Here is an 18,099-nt window from a genome sequence, read left to right on the forward strand (position 1 = left end):
ACCACAGGCCAAACGTCACATGCAGTGATGAAACACCGAGAAAAGCGACCTCTTAAGGGGCTTCATCGACGCCGTGGTGGAGGTACCAATCACTGCTGGCTAGCCCGTAGCGCAGGGCTGTATCCCAGGCGTTTGGCCCATGTGTACGGGCGTGCTGCTTAGCGGCCTCATATAGGTGATCGGTCAGGGCGGGTATGCCTCCTTCGCTTCGTATCTGCCGGTGCAGCCACTGGTCCGCAGTCACCACGGACACACTGAACTCGGCATAGCGGTCAGCCAGTTGGAATGTGTCGAAGTGGTACTCCACGCGGGCACGGAGCTCAGCGTCCCAGTTGGGCAGGGCCTGGATGTGGAACTGCACGGGCCAGCCCGTGATGTCCGCAACGAGATACCGGCCAGTTTCGCCGGGGCGGTCGTAGTAGGGATGCAGGGTGCGCTGGCCAGCGGTGATGCCGATCCGATCGCCTTTCATCTGGTTGCACTTGCCGCAGGCCGGCACCAGGTTGACCGGACAAATTGCGTACAGCGGCAGTGCCTCCTTGGGCAGGTGGTGATCGAGCGAACCGATCTCACTGTTGCCGCACAGGAGGCAGCGCCCGAACGGTGCGCGGGCCTTGAGCTCGTCGTACTTCCTTCTCCCGTCGCGACGCCCCACCAGCCCTGCACTGTAGAGGGTCTTCAGATGTACCCCGTCACGGTCCGGTGTCTTCTTCTCGGCGTCGCGCTCGTAGATGGCAAGTGCGTAGAGCCGGTCCTGCTCGGCGAAGTAGGTGTACTTCTTCTCGGCTGCGGACAGGTCTCCTTCGCGGGCCAGGAGCCGCTTCTTCAGGACGGGGTCCTGCAGGCGTCTGCAGGCGGCGGTCAGTGTGTCTTTCACCGTCATGGCCGGAGGGTCGATCGGAATCATGAGGTGCTTCCCTCCCGGCGGAGGGTGAGGACACGCAGCAGACCGCGGGCTTCGCTGCCCAGGGACTCGAAGTCCGCCACAATGTCCTCGTAGCTCCGCCCCGCGTCAACCTCCCTGGCCAAGGCCGCGTAAAAGCCGGTGGCGGCGGACTCCAGGCCGAATGCCTCGTGCGTGAGTGCGCTGACGTTCTCCCCGTAGGTCTCCATCTGGGGCCGCTCCGCTTTCACCACGTCGCCGTAGCGGCGCAGCGTGTAGACGCACGACCGCGGTACCTCCTGCAGGACGACCGGTGAGTGCGTAGCCACGACCGCCATCCCGTTGACGTCGGACAGGAAGTCCGACAGGGCGCGGATGAACGCCGAGAGCAGGGGTGGCTGAAGGTGGGCTTCGGGCTCGTCCACGAAGACAACCGTGCGCTCGGTCACCTCATGGACTAGCCGTGTCAAGGTCAGCAAAGCGATCTTGTGGCCAGAGCTCATCGGCTCAAAGAGCTGCTTCGCGGCGGCTTCGAACCGGCGGTCAGATCCCTCGGACAACAGCGCTTCGAGGTCGCCTTCGTAGTCGTCCAGAAAGCCGGACTCCGGATACCGGAGCGTAGCCATGATCTGTTCCCAGCGGCTGCGCCGGGCACCGATACGGGCCGTGGCAAGACTGCTGGCGAATTCCTCGGACAGGTCCTCACCCGTCTTCAGGCGCTGCGGATCACTGCCGTCCCGCAGCCCGATGTACGCGAACCCCGCAGGCGCGTCCTGGTGGTGAAGTAGTTCATCGAAGGCGCTGAAGGACACCAGCACCACGTTCGGTGTGACCTGGGCAGATCGGGACGTCGTGAGCTGTCTGACCTCGATACTTCCCGAGGCTACCCCGGCAGCCATCGCACGCATCATGCTGGTCTTGCCCACTCCGTTGCGGCCGATCAGTGCGTGTACGTTGCTCGGCGGCAGTGACGCCGGGATGGCACGGAACTGCAACTTGGGCGGTTCATGGCCAGCATCGGGAGGTCGGGGAGGCGTATAGTCCCACTCGAAGGTGACGACCCGCTCTCGGCCTCGAGCGATTAGGTGCAGGCGCTCCAGTTCCGCTCGAGGATGGCGGACGTCCCGCATTAGGGAGTCTCTGAAAACCCGCAGATCCCGCACACGGTCCACAACGTCGTCGCTGTAGTCGTATGCGATGTCTCGCAGGGCAGTCAGCACGCTGACTCTCTCGCCATCAGTCAGCGTGCTGAGCGCCTCGTAGTACCGGTCATCGACGCCCAGGCTAAAGAAGTCCTCGTCGAGAGCAGTGAATCGGCGTGGCAGCCGACTCTCCGTGGCGTTGAACTCACCACGGCCACCTGACCCCATCTCAACGTGCCCGATACGGACACCGCCAACGGTCTGCGAAACACTCCCGCGACGCTTGATGCGCAACTTGTATAGCGTCACGAAGCCGTAGTCGTTCCAGTTGTCCGGCACCAGAAAGGCGCCGTCGAACTCCGCAGGTAGATCCCGTGGCCCTTCCACCACCACGAACTGCATGACGCCCCCTCATCCCCCAGCTCGCCCTTGATCACACTGTAATCCAAAGACCGCGACCAGCTACAGAAACCCTGAGTCGGACGACGTGCTGCCCACCCGGTCGGCAAATAAAGGGTCGTTTCTTCCTGGTGTTTCATCACTTATGCGACGTTTGACGTCTGGAGTCGGGTTGCGCCAGGAGATGGTGGTCTCGTTGGTGAGGCGTCGGACCATGAGGCCGGTCATGGCGTGTGGATCAAACGCACAAGGCAGTTCCCCATCATCATGGATGGCGAGTACCGGGCGGGTCGCGCGAGGTCCCCTGCTCACTACTTCGGCGCGGTCAGTTCCTAGCGAAACGGGTTCTCGGTACCACGGTCATGCTCGGTGGCGGCGTCGAGGAGTTCGGGCAGGTCAGTACCGTCAGCGTCGCGCTGATCGATCCACCACCCGGCCCGTGTGACCGTACGGGCTTTCTCCTCCAGATCTGCCCAATCGGCCTCGTCCCAGGTGCCTTCGACAACGAGCGTGGTGTGGGCTGCAGTCATGAGCTGGTGGCGGGAGCGTTCACCCCAGTCCACGGCGCGTTCCGGCCCTTCCAACGGGGGCATGCCGAACTTGGTGGCCCACTCGGCGGCGGCCCGCTGTTCCTCGGCCCGCTTGACGGCAAGCCACTCTTCCTTGGAGGCAGTGTCCTTGCCGCGGGTGGCCTTCCAGCAGTCGGTGCAGTCCCGTTCGCCGAGCCAGCGGGCGAACCCGGCCCGCCGGTCGGCGGCGCGGTCGGACAAGTCATGGACGATTTCGTGGCCGCAGGCGTGCTCGACGGTCCACTTCGTATGGACAGCCATAGATCGATCTCCTTGAACGGGTCGTGTGTGAGTGAAGGTGAAAAGGGGCCAGCCCGCCGAATCCGCAGGCGGTCCTACGCTCGGCGGGTGACGGCCGTGCTACGGGGCGGCGCTGGGGGAGGTGTGGTGCTCAGGGCGGGGCGGGGCCGCATCCGCGGTGGTAGCGGGGTGCGGTATGGCGGCAGCACGCCGACCGTGGCGGCGAGATCCTTGGCCGCGTCGTGCACCTCGCGGGTGAGGAACGTGAGTTGCCAGCCAATGGCGTCGAACTGCTGCCGGCGGACGGTGTCCAGCTGTAAGAGAAGCGGCCCGCCGTATCAAGGAGGCGCTCCAACCGGACCAAGGGACCGGCTTCGTAGCCTTGCTGCGGCGGTGAGCAGGGCCTCGGAGACCTCGCCGGCGGTGCGGGCCTCGATGACCTCTTGGAGCAGCTCCTGCATCGGAAGGTTTCAGCGGCGGGGCGGCCTGCTGGGCGGTGCATCGGCAGTCATGGCCGGCGGCCGTGAGGGCGCGGCCGGCGCCTCCTGGCCGGGTGGGTGAGGGCGAAGACCGGGGTCGAGGTGCACCGGGTAGCGGGCGGCGGTGAGCATGTCTGCTGCCCAGGCCGCGTGCTCGTTCTCCCAGCCCTGGCCGAGGTCGAACGGCAGCCGTATCCAGTGCCCGCGCAGGGCCGGCAGGAAGAGGAACCCGGCTCGGAGCAGGATGTCCCGCGCGAACGCGTCGATGGTGCCGGTGACCTCGACCTCGCCACCCCGCCCGCGGGTGATGCGGATCGTCTCACCGCAGGGTGTCATCGGGAGCGTCCAGCCGACAGGTGAACGGTCGGAGCGTAGGTGGGCTTCGGTGGGATGGCTCGCGTGGCCGGTGCGGTGGTGGTCGGCGCCGCACGGCGTTGGGGGGAGCGCATGGCCGCGGCCTGTGCGATGCGGGCGCGACGATCCGAGACATCGTGGCGCCGTACCGGGCGCGGTGCGGCGGCCGGTGCGTCCGGATCGAGGCCCATGTCGGCGGACACCGAGTAGCCCTGGGCCCGCAGATCGCGGACGGCCTGGCGGGTGCGGCGCGGACCCTCACGGTCGGGCTCGGTGAGGCGGTAAAGCCCGGGACGATCGGGGGTGGGCTCGAACTGCTCGCGGGTGAGGAACCAGTGGGCCAGGTGCGCGGGCATCGTGGCGGTGAAGGAGGCGACGAAGCCGTGCTGGGGATGAGTGCCGAAGGCGAAGTGAGTACCAGGGTCCAAGTAGGTGGGTCTCCTTAGGAATCGGGTGCCGGTCAGCGATGGCGTGCCTGGCCGGGCGTGAGCCGGTGGGGCGGCTGGGGAAGGGCAACAGTGGGGCGTGGGCGAGGGGAGGCAGCGCGGGCCTGGCGCAGAAACTGCTGGCTGTGGGCGAGCCAGGTCTCGATGGCCGGCCGGGTCTGTGCTCGGTGCTCGGCGCGAGACAGCGGAACGCCGCTGTTCAGGTCCTCGCGAACCTGCAGCGTGGTGAGGAGCGCGACGGCGAGCTGGTCGAGCACCTCGGCGTCCTGCGGCCACGCGCTGGTCGCTGGACGGCACTGGTCGAGTAGCGCCGGGGCGTGGTCCAGGACGGTGAGGAACTCCCGCCACGCGCTTTCCAGGAACTCGCCGACGGCCGTGGTGAACACCGGGGGTTCGACGCGAACGGCGCCGCCGGGCTGGGGGGCGGCAGGCAACTCATTCCAGGAGCCCCACTCCGACTGGATGAGGTCGAGGGCCTCGGCCACGTGCGCGATCCGGCGCTCGTGGACGGCGCGGTCGTAGGCGGGCAGGTAGCGCTGGATGATCACCTGCGCGGCGCGGCCGGGGAACGGTGGCACGGTGATGCTGCGGGGAGCGTGCGGATCGTCGAACCCCTCACCGAACGGCTCTGGTACGAAGCGCCGACGAGGTAGCTCAGTTGATGACCGGGGTGTTCGACGAGAAGCAAGGTGGTGCCGGAGATGGGGTCGGTGAGAGTGGCGGCGTAGGGGATTCGGTCGGTCTGTACGACGCGGGCGAGTTCGCCGCAGTCCCACAGGTAGGCCACGAGGTCTTCCTGCCACACCGGGTGGGAGTAGATCTCGACCCGGGTGTCCCACTGGCCGGGCAAGCAACGGGCGATGTCCTGGGCGGTGTCACCGATGAAGCGCCGGCTGCTGGCCGTCACCTGTATCCCCCGCGCCTCGGCACGCTCGGCCGAGTGGGCCAGGGTGGCTCTGACTGCCGCCTCGTCCGTGTAGGTCAGCTGGTACACCCCGGCCTCGCCCCGGCGAAAACCGGCATCGTTCAACGCGCTTTCCGCGGACTTGTACTGCTCGCCGGTCGCAATGGCGACGACGCCGACATTCCGGCTGTAGGTGAGCGTGATCTGTGCGTCAGCCACGCAGGGCCTCACGGTGCAGGAGCGAGCGCAGGCTGCGGCCGTACTGCCAGGCGTGCTCGCGGGCGGCGCTCTCCAGCTGGTCGTATCCCGGCTGGGCGGTCATCTGCCCGGTGTGCTTGCGGTAGCGGTAGACCGGCAGTGGCAGCAGGATCCCGGGAGCGAGGCTGGTGATGCTGACGGCCGTCATGTAGTCCTCGCCCTGGACGAGGCCGCCCATCGGGGCCGCGCGCACCAGCTCGGTGCGGGCCAGGATCGTGGTCGGTCCGATCGGAATGGTGTCGGCCGGTGAGCGCCAGTACGTCCATACATCCCCCGCCTGGTGCCGGCCGGGCGGCGCGGGGCACCGCCAGAGCGTGGTGCTGCCGTCGGGGTGGAGGTCCTCGCTCCACCCGGCGCACCAGCCCACCCCCGCCTGCTCCAGGGCGCCGAGCCGGGCGGCCATTGCGTGGTCTGGGAACAGGTCGTCGTCGTCCGCCCAGTTCACGTACGGAGTGCGGACGAGATTGAGGGCGAGGTTTCGGGCGCAGGCGGCGCCGACGGGCCGCGGCACTGTCAGGGTGCGTACGCGCGGATCGCTGGCGAGCGCTGCCGGCAGACGGTCGGCGCCGACGCCGTCGAGGGCGAGGACGGCCTCCCAGGGCACGGTCTGCCGACAGAGACTGCGGTGCATGGCGGTCAGGAAGCCGAGGCGGTCCTCGCGCAGGCGGGTGGCGATGACGACCGTGATCAGGGGGGTGGACAGGGCGAGGTCTCCGGTGTGCGGGGGCGGGTGGGTTAGCGGCGTGCGGCCGTGCGGGGCCGTGGCGAGACCGCGGCCCGAGCGGTCCGCGGGACCGTGCGCGTGGAGGTGGCGAGCGGCGAGGGCGTGGGCGCTGGCCAGTCAGCCGGATGGTCGCTGAAGAGGGTGCGGGGATCGGTGTCCCAGCCGATGACCGGACCGGCGTCGGCGTGGGGCACGCTGATCACTTCGATGCCCTCGGAGCGCAGGACATAGCCCCACTGCACGTCCTGGTCGGCGGCGGTTCGTTCCGTGACCGTCATACGGACTGGTGGGGATCCGTCCGGGGTGATGAGGTGGTCGAAGGTGCGGCTGGGCCACTGCTCGCCGCCGGTCAGCGCCGTGAATACCTGTGGTGGCGCGCCGGCAAGGAGGTTGGTGCCCAGCTCGTCCCAGCAGACGGCCACGCCGTCGACGAGGTGTTGGACCATGGCTTCGACGTCGCCTTCGAAGCGGTACTGGAAGGCGGCGAGGAGCAGGGGCAGCTTCGTGCTCGGCTGGCCGTCGAGCTGGACGTAAATGCCGTCATAGCCACTGGTGGTGGGGCGGGCGATGAAGGAACGGGTCGACAGAAGGAGCCTCCAGAGGTTGTGATCAGCGACCCGGGGCCGCACCGGTGGGCGGTGCGCCGGGCGGCGCGGGCGGGAGGCCGGGCCCAGCGCGGCCCGGGAACGGGCTGGGAGTGGGCGGCGGTGTCGGGTCGTACTCGGCGCGCAGGATCGCCAGATCCGCTTGATGGCCGAGGGCCAGCGCCGACAGGCTGTCGCTGGCCGCCCTCATCAGCATCTTGGGCGGTGAGCCCAGCTCCGCTCCGCGGTTCTGGCCCCGCCACCGGGCTGCAGCCACAAGGTACTCACTCACCGCTTCGAGCACGGGTGCGGTGGCATCCAGCAGGCGCTGGGTGACCGCACTGGCCTGCGCGGGGGTCTCGGCGGCGGCAAGGGCATGGAGATAGGGGCCGAGGTCGGGCGCCGGCAGCGGCTGCTCGGGCAGTGGGTGCTGGGCCAGGAACGGCTCGGCGTCCCGCCGGGCCCACCGCAGCAGGTCGTTGTCCGTGGCGATGCCGTAGCGGGCGGCGGCGATCTGGTCGCCGTCTCGGCCGACGTTGTCGTACAGATCGAAGTCGGGATCTCGCAGGGCCGGCTCCTAGAGAGAGAAGTCGGGGACAGTGGGCTTGGCGTCCGTCCGGCGGCAGCCGTAGCCCAGCAGGCTGGAGGGCTTCGGCGTGGCCGGGACACCAGCGACGTCGGAGCAGGTAAAGGTGTAGGTGAAGGCAGGGGCCGGTGCGTTGAGCCAGGCGCGGTCGAGCTTGTCCGGCACGATCTGAAGCCCCGGGGCGGCCACGGCGTCGTGCTGCGTGTGCGTGTGGGAGAAGATCACGAGTGCACCGGTAGCCGTCTTCAGCGCGTACGCATCAGGGAACTCCGTATCGGCCGAGGAGAAGCGGGTGGTGCCGCGTGTGCCGAACTTGCGGGTCGTCTGGTCGTGGACCTTGGTCTGCCGCCGGGACGCCTCGGTCGGGGTGAAGACCTTCTTCCCCGTCTTCTCGCCTCCGGTGGCGAAGTTGTCCGCGATGGCCGTCCGCAGCACGCCGACCGGCGCGGCGAGCGAGGCGGAGGAGGCGTCGACCGCGGTGGCGTAGCCGTCCTTGTCGAGGATGATGTTCGGCAGATGCTCGGGGTCGTCGAGGTCGACGGCCGCGACCATCTCCCAGCGCTTGGCCTTCGTGTTCTCGGCCAGGACCAGCACGCGGGCGTACTGCTTCCTGCTGCCGGAGCGGGTCACGGCGGCGAACCACCGCTGTTGCCCTGGCGTGATGCGCGGGATGTAGACATCCGTTGCGTCGAGGTCGTACGCCCACGGCCGGTACGGCTCGCGGTCCGACCTCGGCAGGGCCGCCTCCTCCTTGAGGTCGGCGGACGACATCGCGTACAGCGGTCCGTCCTCGACGGTGTCGAGGAGCTTGGTGTCGCCGGTGGCGTTGGCCGTGTTGTTGATCTTTGAGTAGTGGGCGATCTGGGCCAGAGCCTCCTGCTTCGCGAGCGCCGGCTCAGCGGTCGGCGTGGGCTGCGCGGTGCGGTGCGGGGCGCCCGTGGTGCTGTCGTGGGTGCTGCTGGAGGTGGAGCACGCGGACGCGGTCAGCGCGACAGCAGCGGCGGTGAGCAGGAGTGTGGTGCGGCGGACAGAAGTGTGCAGGGGAATGAGGAAACTCCGGGGGATCGTGATTCAGCGGGTGCGGGCTGGCGCGGGCGTCGGCGGTGACGGGGCTGGCCGTATCGATCGGGCGTCCGCGGCAGTGCGCAGGGACTTGGCGGCACGGGCGAGATGCGCGCGGCTCTCGGCAAGGCGTTCCACGAGTTGCTGGTGCGCGGTGTCCACGGTCCAGTTGCCGGCGCGGCCAGGATCTTGGTGGCTGAGATCGGCGAGGACGCCAAGGCAGTGGACGGCACCGCCCAGAGCAGCGAGTGCGGCTCCGAGGGCGAGGGCGGCGCGGCGTTGGGACGGCGTGGCCTGGTCCGGATGACGAGCAGCGGCTCGGTGGCGGAAGGCGCTCTCGCCGGCCAGGTAGCCCAGCAGCCGGGCCAGGTGCCGTACCTCATCGTCCAGAATCTCGCCGAGTCCGGGGCCCGGTTGGACCTGGTCAGGAAGCGGGAGCTGGTCGGCGACGGTGTTGATCCGGTCGGCCACGTCGTGCAGCAGCATCCGCTGGTCGGGATCGGACAGCGACGGTGTGCGCACAGGGAGGTCCGGTTCTACCGCCGGGCGGTCGGCTGCCTCGCGCCGGGCGGTGCGCCCAGGGCCGGTGCTGCCGTGCGGGGCGGAACGGATGGGATGGGGGCGGCATGCCGGAAGTTGACGCCGATGCCTTGAACGGTGAGCTGCCGGACCGCGCTCTGCAGCAGCAGGGCGCGTGCCTCGGTGCTGTAGGAGGCGGGGAGGACGAACGCCGCCTCGTGCGGGCTGTACTGGAAGTAGCAGGCGTACAGCACGGTGCGGGCCACGGCGGGCACGCTGGCGGACGGGGCGCCCACCACGCCGTCGGGGTACCAGATCAGCGTGAGCGACTTGGTGACCTCAGGCGCGGCGGGCCGGTGCGGTGGCTCCGGCTGATGGAGGGCGTTGCGCCGGACCGCGTTCAGGGCTTCGGCGTAGCGGGGCAGGACACGGCGGACGACCTGGGCGGCGGCACGGACCGGATCGTCGGGGACGGCGATGCCGTTCGGCTCGTCCCTCCCGCGGAAATGGTGCGGCTTGAACCCGTCGGGCCGTAGCGGCGCTACCAGGTACTGGCGGGGTAGCGGGGGCGCGGTATCACGCAGAGCTGTTCGCCGGCTGGCCCGTCGAGGAAGGCGGTCGGCGGGTCCCAGTCGAGCAGGGCCGAGTGGGTCGGCCCGCAGTCCCAGACCTGGTCTGCGACATGCGGCTGGTCCTGGGGCGGTGGGAATCCGGTGTACCGGCGGTGCCACTGCCCAGGGAGGTGCGCCGCGAGTTCGGTGGCGAAAGCGCTGTGAGTCTGTGATGACAGGTGGCTCCTCCTGGGGGCGGAAGGGGGCGGCCAGGGCGGCAACGTCAGCGGCGGGACCCGGGCGTGTGCCGTGGGGCGGTGGGGCCCGGCGAGGTGGTGGCCGTGGGCGCGGTCGCGCGTGTCGGTTCTGCGTTTGCTGTCGGTGGCGCGTAGTGGGCGCGCAGGTTCTCCAGGTCGGCTTGGGCCACCTTGGCCAGGGCGGTTCGGATGCTCAGGGCCGCTTCGCGCAGCAGGCGCACCGACTGGGGCGTGTGCCGGTGCTCGGTGCCGGCCCAGAGGGCTACGGCGATGAAGTGGCTGGCGATGTGGTCGAGGACGGGTGCGGTGGCGGCGACCAGCTGGTGGGTGATGGCGCTGACCTCGGCAGGTGTCTTGGCCGCGGGGAGCGCCTGGAGGTACGGCGTCAGGTCCGGTAGAGGGGTGGGCTGGTCCGGCAGCGGGTGGTGGGCCAGGAAGGTCTCGGCGTCGCGGCGGGCCATGCGATAAAGGTCGCAGGGTGGAGCGGGGCCGTCGGACTGTGTGGAGGGGCGTGGCGACAAGGAGTCTCCGGTGCGGTGGGCGAGGCCGTCCAGGGTCAGTGCATGCGGGCGTCGGTGTCGAACAATGCCAACTCGCCACTGTGTAGCAGGTGTTGGACGATGAAGGACCTGCCGGCGACCTTCCACAGGCCACGGCCGCGGTTGAGGTGGGCGATGGCGTCGACTTCGACGGAGGTCAGGCCGAGCAGGGAGGCGGCGGCGTGGAGCTGGTCGGTTTCCTGCCGGTAGATGATGCGGGTGGAGCAGTCGGCGAGGAGGCCCTCGGCGAGTGCCCGGCCCTGTGATCCGGCGTCGCCGGCGGTGAGCAGGTCGCTGAGCCTGTGGATGACCATGAGGTTGGCGATGCCGAGTCCGCGGGAGAGCTTCCACTGGGCCTGCATGCGCTGCAGCAGGCCGACGTGGCGCATCAGGCGCCATGCCTCGTCGTAGACGATCCAGCGCCGGCCCCCGTGCGGGTCGGTCAGGGCGGACTCCATCCAGGCGGAGGCGCAGGTCATGGCGAGGACGAGGGCGGTGTCGTCGCCCGATCCGCCGAGCCGGGACAGGTCGATGGTCAGCATCGGCGCACGCGGGTCGAAGCGGACGGTGGAGGGCGCGTCGAACATGCCGGCGAGATCGCCGTGGACGAGGCGGCGCATGGCGTGGGCGAGGTCGCGGGCGGCCTCGCCGAGGTGGCCGGACATCGTCCCGGCGGCCTCGTCGAGCTGGGCCGGGTTGTTGAGGGCGGAGGCGACGTCGCCGAGCAGCGGTGTGCGGCCGGTGCCGGCCGCACGGTTGACTGCGGCGTCGAGGGCGACGTCGAGCGCGGTGTGCTCCATGGGCAGCAGGTCCCTGCCCAGGACGGTCCGGGCCAGGGACCCGAGCAGGAGCAGGCGCCTTTTGCGGATCTCGCCCTCCCAGTCGGCCTCGGTGATGCTGTCCGGGCGCGGGGCCGCGTCCAGGGGATTGAGGCGGCCGGGCAAGCCGGGGCCGAGGGCGACGGAGGTGCCGCCCAAAGCCTGGGCGACCGGGGTCCACTCCCCCTTGGGGTCGCAGGGGACGTACACGCGGTAGCCGAAGGCGATGGAACGCAGAGCGAACGACTTCGCGAGCGCGCTCTTGCCCTGGCCGATCACGCCAGCCAGCAGCACGTTCGGGTTGGTGAAGCCCTCCACCTTGCCGTACAGCGCGAACGGGTCGAACACGAAGGATGCTTCGGCGTGGACGTCGCGTCCGATGTAGATGCCCTCCGCGCCGAGCCCCCCTTCGGCGAGGAAGGGATAGGCGCCCGCCGCGATGGCGGTGGTCATGCGGTGGGCAGGCAGCTTCAGCCGCTTTCCTCGGGCGGACGCCCGTCCGGGGCGCCCGCCGGGCGGATAGACGGGTGCAGGCGCGGCGTGCTCGTCCGGTGCCGGGCCTGTGGCCGGGTGGGTGGCTGTCTCGGCGCGTGCCTTTGCGGCGGCTTCGGCGAGCTGCCTGCGGGCGGCGCGCCGGGCGGCGCGGTCGGTGCCGTGCGGGGTGAACAGCGGGCTGGCGGAGGCGCGGCGGGCGCGGCGGGCGGGCCGGTGGTTCATCGGGGGCCCTCTATTCGGCGGATGGTGCTCAGCGCACGCACGAGGTGGTGTGCGGTGCGTGGTGCAGGTCGGTGGGGGTGGTCTTGCGGCGGACGATGTGCCCGGCGGCGAGGTGGCGCTGGCAGATGGTCAGGAAGGGAGGCCCTTCCGGGAGCTGTCCGGGCTGGCACTCGGTGGAGTCCGCGGACGTGGCCGGCAGAAGGTGGAAGGCCGCGTGGATGTCGGTGGTGGCCTGCCACAGCCGGGTGCGCGCCGCAGCAAGGTGTCGGCCAGCTGCGGGATGCGGGGGCCGTGCCGCGTCGGCCAACTGGTCGAGGAGCCAGTGGAGTTCTGTGAGGTGGGCGTGGAGGGTGTCGAGGTGCCCCCGGTCCGGGAGGATCGCGGGCACAGAGCCGCTCAAGACACGCCTGTGATGGCGGATGCCTGCGGTGGCGGCCCGCAGGTAGGGGTGGGAGTCGGTCTCGCTGGAGCGGGGCTGGGGCAATCGGGGGTCCTTGCCGCCGTGGAGGCGGGAGCGGTGGCGTTTAGAGGGTGGTGCGAGCGAGGGGGAGTGCCGCGACGGCGAAGGCGTCGGGCTGCTGATACCAGAGCCTGCGCAGGTCGACGCCTCCGGTGACGGCGGCGGTCTCGATCTGGGCGCAGGCGGCGTCGAGGGCGGCGTCGGTGTCGGCGGTGACGGTGATCAGGCCGGTCAGGGCGACGTCGGCGTGCCCGGCGATCAGCTGGCGCTCGCGGATTTTGACGTCGGCGTACTCGATGGAGTCCTCCTCGCTGTCGACCTGCCCGCGCCGGGCGCGTTCGGAGGCGTCGGCGATGATCGCGGCCTTCTTTCGCTGGACGTCGCGCAGCGCGGACTCGAGCCGCTGTGGGACGTAGGTGAGGGAGAGGGTGCGGCGCACGCCGGCGGTGAACATCAGGCCGTGCAGGAAGCCTGCGCCCATCTCGGTGCGCGGCCAGTTCTCCACCCAGTAGGTGGCGTGGCGGGCGGAGTCGGTGGCGATGCGGTCGTACTCCTCGACCTGGACGACGGGGCCGGCGGCAGCCGGGTCGGCTTCCGCGCGGCCGGTCGGGGACCACTGCTGGAGCGCGGCGAGGGCCTTGGGGTCGTAGGCGGTGCGCACGACGGCGGCGATCTCCCGCGCGGACAGCCACCCGGTGATCATCAGTCCGGCGTTCCGGGCGGCCTGGGCGATCGAGGCGGTGGTCTGTTCCATGACGGTGAACGCGCCGGGCAGTCCGCCGCCGGCCTGGGAGATGAGGCGCTTGGCGGCCTTGAGGTCGAGGGAGATCGCCAAGTAGGTCTCGTGCGGGGCGGCGGCCGGTCCGGCGGAGGCGACCAGGTCTGCGTACACCTGTCCTGCGACCGGTGCTTCGGGCCGGCCGTGCTGGGCCCAGTGCCGGGCCAGGGTGTCACCGGAGTCGGGGACCGTGCGTTCCAGGACCTGCACGGTGGCGACGTGCCCGGTGCGGGCGGTGCCCGCCAGCGCACGCCCCCAGCCGATGACGTTGTGGTTCTGCGTGGCCGGGTCGAGCAGGGCGAAGGCACGGCTGCTGACGCGGGCGACAGCGGTGAGTGTCTGATGGTGCGGGTCGTGCACGGCGGCGGCCCCATTGACGGAGTCGCCGGGGGTGACGACCTTGAGAGAGGCCGCCGTGCCGGGCAGATGAAGGATGCCGTCCTGGCGGGGCCGGGTGACGGGCCGGGCCAGCCACAGGGTCTGTCCGCTGTGGCGGCGCCAGGCGAAGCGCGCGACGATCGGCGCCCAGTCGATCAGCGAGCGTCCCTGCCGGCGAACGGCGACCACAACGGCCACCGCCGCCCACAGCGGAGTCAGGGTGATGGCGCCCAGCAGCCCGGTGGTCAGGACCGTGACCAGGAGCAGAGCCAGCGCGGCAGAGGCGAGGACGAGCTGGTGGAGGGTGAGGCCGAGCAGGATGCCTCGGCGGCTGCGGTGCGGGAACTTGACGGTGGCCGGGGATACGGCGAGGTCGGACAAGGAGGCTGCTCCTGGAGCGAGGGCCCGGGGGCGGGAAGGACCGTGAGCCTTCCCGCCCCCAGGGATCGGGCATCGGGCAGGAGATCAGAGACCGGTCGCGGGCGGCGGCTGTGAGGCCGCACCGTTAGGCGCGGAGGTCGTGCCAGCGGTCTGTGTGCCCGCGGCGGGCGGGGCGCCCTGTGGCGGCGGAGTCGTGGCCGACGGCGCGGACTGCCATCCGCCGCTGTGGCCGGCGGCTGCGGCACCTTGGCCGAATCCGCTCGCACCGGGGGTGCCTGCGCTGGTAGGGCTGCCGCCCATCTGGCCGCTGGTGTCGTCGGCGACGTGGGTCGGCGGCGGCTGGACGGCCTGCTCCAGACCGGACTTGGCGGAACTGCCGCCCGACGGGCCATCGGAGGCACCGCCTTGGGCAGTGTCCTGTCCGTTGCCGGACGAGTGGGAGGCGATGTCGCCGGGGAACCCGTCTTGGCCGGGCACGGTGTCCGGGCCCTGCGGAGCTGCTGCGGCTCCGGCCGCGGCACCGCCGGTTCCAGCGGTGGCCGCCATCGCCGCGGCCTTCCGGCCCGCGCGCTCGGCGTGCTGCCTGGCCAGCTGCGCGCCCGCTCCGCCGGCACGGTGCAACGTCTCTCCGTCGGATCCCTCGGCCGCCCAGTGCACGAACTTGAAGGTGGCGTAGGGGCACAGCAGCACCAGGATCATGACGACGATGCCGGCGAGGACGTCCGCGAGGGCGGCCAGGCCGTCCTTGGCGTCGGTCTTGCCCATGGCGGCGATGCCGAGGACGAAGACGATCGTCATCAGCAGCTTGGAGACGACGAGGGTGGCGGTGGCCTCGATCCAGCCCTTGCGCCAGCGGCGGGCGACTTCCCAGCCGCCGCCAGCTCCGGCGAACACGGCGAGGGTGACCATGACCAGGATGCCGACCTTGCGGACCATCATCACGCACCAGTACAGGAAGGCGCCGATGGCGGCTCCGATGCCGGCGAAGACGGCGACGAGCCAGCCGAGCCCGGCAAGTCCTGGCAGGGATGCCACCTTGACCATGCGGCGGACCGCGGAGGCTATGTCCGTGTGCGCGGCCTGGAAGAGGCCGGCGGAGAGGGCGTCGGTGACTTCGATCGCGACGGTGGTCAGGGCGATCGCGGCGAACGCGAAGATCACGCCGGAGGCGGTGCCGGTGAACGCCTGGGTCAGGGCCTGGCCGTCGCGGCGGATCGCGGCACGGACCAGCTGCGCGCAGAAGGTGGCCACGAGCATGACCAGGCCGATGGGCAGGATCGTCTCGTAGTTGTCGCGGAACCATCCCGCGTTCAGGTCGACGCGGGTGGTGGCGTCGACGGCCTTGGACGCCAGGTCGGCTGCGGACGCGGCGAGTTCGCCGGCGCTTTTCGCCATCCAGTCGCCGATGTACTTGCCCGGGTCGGAGGCGAAGTCGATGGCCTCGCCGACCGCGCAGACCTTGTCCGCGACGGGGAGATCACAAAACCCCATGAGGACTCCTTTCGGTCAGGGCGCGACGCGCGGGGCGATGGCGACGAGCGAGCAGTCGGCGGAGGGGCGGCACTGCACAGCGAGGGTCATCGAGCGGTCCTCCGCACCCCCGCCGCCCTTGGTCCAGGTGATCGTCTGCTGGCCGGTGACGGTGACTGCGTAGATGTACGCCTTGGTGATCGCGGCAGGGTCCTCGGACAGGGCCTGTTTGAAGGCGGCCGGGTAGTGGCCTTCGCTGATGGTCGCGGTGGCGTGCTGCTTCTGGTCCGCCATCCGAGACCACAGCACCGGGTCCGGTATCTGCGCCGAGACCGACGCCCAGTCGCCGTACTCGCTCTCCTTCGTCATCCACGCCTCCATGCCGGTCAGCTGCTGGGCCTGGCTGGTGGTGCGGGTGTCGTAGGACCAGAGCATCTTCGCGGCGGCTTTGGCGAACTCCACCGGATCGGAAATCCTCGGCGGCCCGGCCACCGGGCCACTGGCGGAGGAAGGCTGGTCCGTCGGGGAAGCGGAGCCGTGCACCGGCGCCGGGACGGGCGGGGCAGCGTGGGTGCGGTTGCCGTGGCCGGAGAAGATGGCCGCCGCGGCAGCCAGGGCGAGCAGGCAGGCCAGGCCGACCGCAATGGCGATGATGCGGCGATTCGGGGCCCAGCCGAGGCTGTATCCGGGGAGGCGTTTGAGCATCAGTGGACCTGCGACCCCAGACCGGAGAAGAAGGCCACGATGCCGTTCGCGGCGCCGAGCCCGAGGGCTGCGCCGGCGGCGACGGTGGCGCCCTTCTTGCCGTTGGCCTCGGCCTGGTGGCCACCGGTGTGGTGGCCCCACGCCCAGACCGCGAGGCTGACGGCCAGGGCGCCGACGACCGCGATGATCGCGAACATGTTGATGCTGTTGACGACGTTCTTCAGGACGGTCAGGCCCGGAAGGCCGCCGCCTTTGGGGGAGATGCCGGGATCGTAGGCGAGTTGGACGGCACGGGCAGCGAGGGGTGACGCGGGTATGGAGGGCTCCTTGCGTGGGCAGGCCCGAAGGCCCTGGCGGGAGGGGCATTTCAGAAAGAGGGGGTGTGCCGAGCGGCGGGAGAGAGGCCGGCGTCAGATGACGCGGCGGGCGGCGAGGACGGCCCAGTCCTTGAGCGGCGTGATCCGTACGGGCTTGCCGGTCCGGGGGGCTTCGATGACCAAGCCCTCGCCGATGTACATGCCGACATGCTCGGGCCGGGCCGCGGTGCCACGGCTGAAGAGCAGGTCACCGGGCTTGAGGGCCTTCGGTGAGACGGCCTTGCCCTCGCCGACCTGGGTGTAGGTGGTGCGGGTGAGGGTGATGCCGGCGTGGGCGTACGCCTGCTGCATCAGGGAGCTGCAGTCGCAGCGGGCCATGGCGTCCGGGCCGTGGGGGTTGGTGCAGGATCCGCCCCACTGGTACATCGTGCCGAGCTGCTGCATCGCCCAGACGATCGCCTTGCGGGCTCGCGGGTCGGTGCCCTTGGGGATCTTGTATCCCTTGGGAACGGCGCCCTCGGGGATGGGCCCGTAGGACGTGCCGTCGGCGGTGTCGCAGCCGGTCGCGGGGGCGGGCTTGTCGTCGGTCTTGCCGGCGTCCTTCTCCCCGGAGTCGGGGAAGGTGGCGGCAATCGCCTTCTGCAGCGTGGTCGCCAGCGGTTCCCACTGTGCGTAAGCGTCCGGATAACCGGAGCGCTGCACTGCTTGGGCGGCCTGGGTGACGGTCATCTGCTGCCAGCCGTGGACCTTCAGCAACGCCTTGTAGAACTGCTCGGACGCGTAGACGGGATCGTGGATCTGCGCGGCGGTGCCCCAGCCCTGGCTGGGCCGCTGCTGGAACAGGCCGAGAGAGTCACGGTCGCCGCCGCCTAGATTGCGCAGCCGGCTCTCCTGCATCGCGGTGGCCAGCGCCACGATCTGACCGCGCTTGGGAACGCCGAGGCTGATGCCGGTGGCGACGATGGTCTGTGCGTTCGGGATCTGCTCGCCGGGCAGGTCCAGGTCCTTGATGTGCACCTTGGAGGCGTCTGCACCGTCGAGGATCTTGGTGACCTGATCAGCGATCTTGCTGGTGTCCACGTCGGAGAGGCAGTCGAGCGATGAGGTGGTGCTCTGGGCGGCTTCGCTGGAGGTGGCCATCATCACGGCGCCGCCGCCGAGAAGGAGAGGGGAGAGGAAGACGACGCCGATGCCGGCGGCGAGCCCCTTCAACCTGTGGTGCCCACGCGCAGATCACCGGTTTCGGGCAGGGGCGGATAACGAGACGTCATGCAGGGGTCCTTCGGGTGCGGTGTCCGGCACGCCGCGCGAGCGCAGGGAACGCGGGAAAGGGAGCGCAGCAGACCGGGGTGGGCGGAATCAGGAGTGGCCGGCCACAGGCGAGTAGCCGCTCGCCGAGCGTGGCCGACAGGTGAGGTAGGTGTGCGGGGGCAGCGTGAACCTCCACGAGCCAGAGGGGGAGTGGGCCAGCGGCGGTGTGCGCCGGGCGGTCCAAAAACAGTAGGCCCAGATCGGCCGTTGACCAAAAAGTCGGCGCGAGGTGCCGGAATCCGGCCCCTCAGCAGCGCACTTCTTGGTC

20 protein-coding genes are annotated in these 18,099 nt (G+C 70.3%); all 20 read right to left on the reverse strand.

Translation table 11 applies throughout. The features are described 5' to 3' along the window. Nucleotides 1-52: 52 nt before the first annotated feature. Complete coding sequence (locus ABTZ58_RS00140) at nt 53-907, reverse strand: hypothetical protein (protein WP_351348471.1); 855 nt, start codon at nt 905-907, stop codon at nt 53-55. Next, the gene (locus tag ABTZ58_RS00145; protein WP_345576831.1) at nt 904-2,427 is read right to left on the reverse strand and encodes an ATP-dependent nuclease; all 1,524 of its coding nucleotides are present in this window, start codon (nt 2,425-2,427) and stop codon (nt 904-906) included. The genes ABTZ58_RS00140 and ABTZ58_RS00145 overlap by 4 nt, the downstream gene beginning before the upstream one ends. A gap of 329 nt (nt 2,428-2,756) precedes the next feature. Further along, nucleotides 2,757-3,254 (reverse strand): hypothetical protein, encoded by a 498-nt coding sequence (locus tag ABTZ58_RS00150; protein WP_351348474.1) that lies wholly within the window; start codon nt 3,252-3,254, stop codon nt 2,757-2,759. Nucleotides 3,255-3,703: 449 nt separating this feature from the next. Beyond that, nucleotides 3,704-4,048 (reverse strand): hypothetical protein, encoded by a 345-nt coding sequence (locus tag ABTZ58_RS00155; protein ID WP_345576827.1) that lies wholly within the window; start codon nt 4,046-4,048, stop codon nt 3,704-3,706. Further along, the gene (locus tag ABTZ58_RS00160) at nt 4,045-4,494 is read right to left on the reverse strand and encodes a hypothetical protein (RefSeq protein WP_351348478.1); all 450 of its coding nucleotides are present in this window, start codon (nt 4,492-4,494) and stop codon (nt 4,045-4,047) included. The genes ABTZ58_RS00155 and ABTZ58_RS00160 overlap by 4 nt, the downstream gene beginning before the upstream one ends. Before the next feature lie 32 nt (nt 4,495-4,526). Then, nucleotides 4,527-5,090, reverse strand: coding sequence for a hypothetical protein (locus ABTZ58_RS00165; protein ID WP_351348481.1), 564 nt, complete (start codon nt 5,088-5,090; stop codon nt 4,527-4,529). Continuing rightward, a complete protein-coding gene (locus tag ABTZ58_RS00170) occupies nt 5,057-5,635 on the reverse strand; it encodes a hypothetical protein (protein WP_351348484.1) in 579 nt (192 codons plus the stop codon). The genes ABTZ58_RS00165 and ABTZ58_RS00170 overlap by 34 nt, the downstream gene beginning before the upstream one ends. Further along, nucleotides 5,628-6,365 carry a glycosyltransferase family 2 protein gene (locus ABTZ58_RS00175; protein ID WP_351349557.1) on the reverse strand — a complete coding sequence of 246 codons (738 nt, stop codon included), beginning with the start codon at nt 6,363-6,365 and terminating at the stop codon, nt 5,628-5,630. The genes ABTZ58_RS00170 and ABTZ58_RS00175 overlap by 8 nt, the downstream gene beginning before the upstream one ends. Nucleotides 6,366-6,409: 44 nt before the next feature. Next, nucleotides 6,410-7,027 (reverse strand): hypothetical protein, encoded by a 618-nt coding sequence (locus tag ABTZ58_RS00180; protein ID WP_351348487.1) that lies wholly within the window; start codon nt 7,025-7,027, stop codon nt 6,410-6,412. Nucleotides 7,028-7,559: 532 nt separating this feature from the next. Further along, nucleotides 7,560-8,639, reverse strand: coding sequence for a DUF8094 domain-containing protein (locus tag ABTZ58_RS00185; protein ID WP_502995991.1), 1,080 nt, complete (start codon nt 8,637-8,639; stop codon nt 7,560-7,562). Then, nucleotides 8,640-9,152, reverse strand: coding sequence for a hypothetical protein (locus tag ABTZ58_RS00190; protein ID WP_351348493.1), 513 nt, complete (start codon nt 9,150-9,152; stop codon nt 8,640-8,642). It lies immediately after the preceding gene. Nucleotides 9,153-9,166: 14 nt separating this feature from the next. After that, entirely contained in the window at nt 9,167-9,415 is a 249-nt protein-coding gene (locus ABTZ58_RS00195; RefSeq protein ID WP_351348496.1) for a hypothetical protein, read from the reverse strand. Nucleotides 9,416-9,983: 568 nt separating this feature from the next. Then, entirely contained in the window at nt 9,984-10,418 is a 435-nt protein-coding gene (locus tag ABTZ58_RS00200) for a hypothetical protein (RefSeq protein ID WP_351348499.1), read from the reverse strand. Nucleotides 10,419-10,513: 95 nt separating this feature from the next. Further along, entirely contained in the window at nt 10,514-12,031 is a 1,518-nt protein-coding gene (locus ABTZ58_RS00205) for a VirB4 family type IV secretion system protein (protein WP_351348502.1), read from the reverse strand. A gap of 28 nt (nt 12,032-12,059) precedes the next feature. Next, nucleotides 12,060-12,515: a DUF6238 family protein gene (locus ABTZ58_RS00210; protein WP_351348504.1), complete on the reverse strand. Its 456-nt coding sequence runs from the start codon at nt 12,513-12,515 to the stop codon at nt 12,060-12,062. A gap of 40 nt (nt 12,516-12,555) precedes the next feature. Then, entirely contained in the window at nt 12,556-14,028 is a 1,473-nt protein-coding gene (locus tag ABTZ58_RS00215) for an SCO6880 family protein (RefSeq protein ID WP_351348507.1), read from the reverse strand. A gap of 84 nt (nt 14,029-14,112) precedes the next feature. Continuing rightward, nucleotides 14,113-15,519: an SCO6881 family protein gene (locus ABTZ58_RS00220; protein WP_351348510.1), complete on the reverse strand. Its 1,407-nt coding sequence runs from the start codon at nt 15,517-15,519 to the stop codon at nt 14,113-14,115. Between the two features lie 15 nt (nt 15,520-15,534). After that, nucleotides 15,535-16,203, reverse strand: coding sequence for a hypothetical protein (locus ABTZ58_RS00225; RefSeq protein ID WP_351348513.1), 669 nt, complete (start codon nt 16,201-16,203; stop codon nt 15,535-15,537). Further along, a complete protein-coding gene (locus ABTZ58_RS00230) occupies nt 16,203-16,520 on the reverse strand; it encodes a DUF6112 family protein (protein ID WP_351349559.1) in 318 nt (105 codons plus the stop codon). The genes ABTZ58_RS00225 and ABTZ58_RS00230 overlap by 1 nt, the downstream gene beginning before the upstream one ends. A gap of 93 nt (nt 16,521-16,613) precedes the next feature. Continuing rightward, on the reverse strand, nt 16,614-17,732 hold the full coding sequence (locus ABTZ58_RS00235; RefSeq protein WP_351348516.1) for a C40 family peptidase: 1,119 nt from the start codon (nt 17,730-17,732) through the stop codon (nt 16,614-16,616). Between the last annotated feature and the right edge of the window lie 367 nt (nt 17,733-18,099).

Origin of the sequence: Streptomyces sp. NPDC094143, assembly GCF_040303825.1 — a bacterium.
In the GTDB taxonomy this organism is placed as follows: Bacteria; Actinomycetota; Actinomycetes; order Streptomycetales; family Streptomycetaceae; genus Streptomyces.

Bases quoted from the DNA above. Each gene is read 5' to 3' on its own strand.
- ABTZ58_RS00140 (WP_351348471.1), bottom strand. From the start codon at position 907: ATGATTCCGATCGACCCTCCGGCCATGACGGTGAAAGACACACTGACC.
- ABTZ58_RS00145 (WP_345576831.1), bottom strand. From the start codon at position 2,427: ATGCAGTTCGTGGTGGTGGAAGGGCCACGGGATCTACCTGCGGAGTTC.
- ABTZ58_RS00150 (WP_351348474.1), bottom strand. From the start codon at position 3,254: ATGGCTGTCCATACGAAGTGGACCGTCGAGCACGCCTGCGGCCACGAA.
- ABTZ58_RS00155 (WP_345576827.1), bottom strand. From the start codon at position 4,048: ATGACACCCTGCGGTGAGACGATCCGCATCACCCGCGGGCGGGGTGGC.
- ABTZ58_RS00200 (WP_351348499.1), bottom strand. From the start codon at position 10,418: ATGGCCCGCCGCGACGCCGAGACCTTCCTGGCCCACCACCCGCTGCCG.
- ABTZ58_RS00205 (WP_351348502.1), bottom strand. From the start codon at position 12,031: ATGAACCACCGGCCCGCCCGCCGCGCCCGCCGCGCCTCCGCCAGCCCG.
- ABTZ58_RS00220 (WP_351348510.1), bottom strand. From the start codon at position 15,519: ATGGGGTTTTGTGATCTCCCCGTCGCGGACAAGGTCTGCGCGGTCGGC.
- ABTZ58_RS00225 (WP_351348513.1), bottom strand. From the start codon at position 16,203: ATGCTCAAACGCCTCCCCGGATACAGCCTCGGCTGGGCCCCGAATCGC.